At 72.2% G+C, this 1,250-nt stretch carries 3 protein-coding genes; all 3 read left to right on the top strand.

Translation table 11 applies throughout. The annotated features are described in order from the left end of the window. Positions 1-222: hypothetical protein (locus tag G6023_RS15350; protein WP_182636355.1), on the top strand; the 222-nt coding region annotated here is incomplete at its 5' end. A gap of 148 nt (positions 223-370) precedes the next feature. Beyond that, a complete protein-coding gene (locus G6023_RS15345; protein WP_067714618.1) occupies positions 371-706 on the top strand; it encodes a YbaB/EbfC family nucleoid-associated protein in 336 nt (111 codons plus the stop codon). Positions 707-818: 112 nt separating this feature from the next. Beyond that, positions 819-1,250: recombination mediator RecR (recR, locus tag G6023_RS15340; RefSeq protein ID WP_182636352.1), on the top strand; the 432-nt coding region annotated here is incomplete at its 3' end.

Raw genomic sequence — 1,250 nt, 5'->3', positions numbered from 1 at the left:
GGCGGTCGCTCGGGCGGCGGGTACGACGACATCCCGCCCCCGCCCGAGGAGCCGGAGCCGGAACCGGGCGAGCCCAACAGCCCGCCCCCGCAGCCGGTCAGCGAGGAGGAGATGGTGGACGAGGCCCGCAGCGGCCCCCAGAACCTCGACCACCGGACCGGCGAGGACATCGCGTTGGCCCTGCTCAAGGAGCACCTCGGGGCCCGCCCGCTCGAGCGCTGACCCACCCGCCCCGCCGCGCGCCGGGGCACGGTGTCCTACCGGACGGTTACGCTGGGAACCGACCGACCGGGGCCGCCCCGGCAGGGTCAGGCCTGAACACCAGCCATGAACTCAGCACTGCCCCGCACACCGCCGAAAGGACCCCGCCATGCAGCCCGGACCCGACATGAACGCCCTGCTCCAGCAGGCACAGCAGATGCAGGCCCAGCTCGCCGAGGCGCAGCAGGAGATCGCCGCGAGCACCGTCGACGGTCAGGCGGGCGGCGGACTCGTCACCGTCTCCATGCGCGGCACCGGTGAGGTCACCGGCGTCACGATCGACCCGAAGGTCGTCGACCCCGAGGACATCGAGACGCTGCAGGACCTCCTCGTCGGCGCGTTCGGCGATGCCCACACCAAGGTGCAGGAGCTCGCCGAGTCCCGCCTCGGCCCGCTGGCCTCCGGTGGCGGCCTCGGCGACATGATGGGCGGACTGGGAATGTGAGCCTGCGGGGCCCGGCACGTTCCGGGCCCCGCCACCGGGTTCCGACCCGTAATCGGACCCGCCACCCGGCGACGCAGCCGTCGTCGGGACAGCAAGAGCACAGGAAAGCGCGATGTACGAGGGACCGGTCCAGAACCTGATCGACGAGTTCGGCAAGCTGCCGGGCATCGGTCCGAAGTCTGCGCAACGCCTGGCCTTCCACCTGCTGCAGGCCGAGCCCGACTCCGTCGAACGCCTCCGCTCCGCGCTGCAGGCCGTGGTCGAGGGCGTCACCTACTGCGAGGTCTGCGGGACCGTCGCGGCGGCCGAGCGTTGCCGTATCTGCTCGGACCCGCGCCGCGACCCCACGCTCATCTGCGTGGTCGAGGAGCCCAAGGACATCGAGGCCATCGAGCGCACCCGGGAGTTCCGCGGGCTCTATCACGTGCTCGGCGGGGCGCTCGACCCCATCAACGGCATCGGACCCAACGAGCTGCGCATCGCCGGCCTGATGCGGCGCGTCGGTGGGGAGGCCGAGGGCGAGGAGATCGCCGAGATCATCATC

It is taken from the genome of Dietzia sp. DQ11-71, assembly GCF_014144995.1.
GTDB classification, from domain to species: domain Bacteria; phylum Actinomycetota; class Actinomycetes; order Mycobacteriales; family Mycobacteriaceae; genus Dietzia; species Dietzia kunjamensis.
This window is presented reverse-complemented; position numbering and strand designations above follow the sequence as displayed.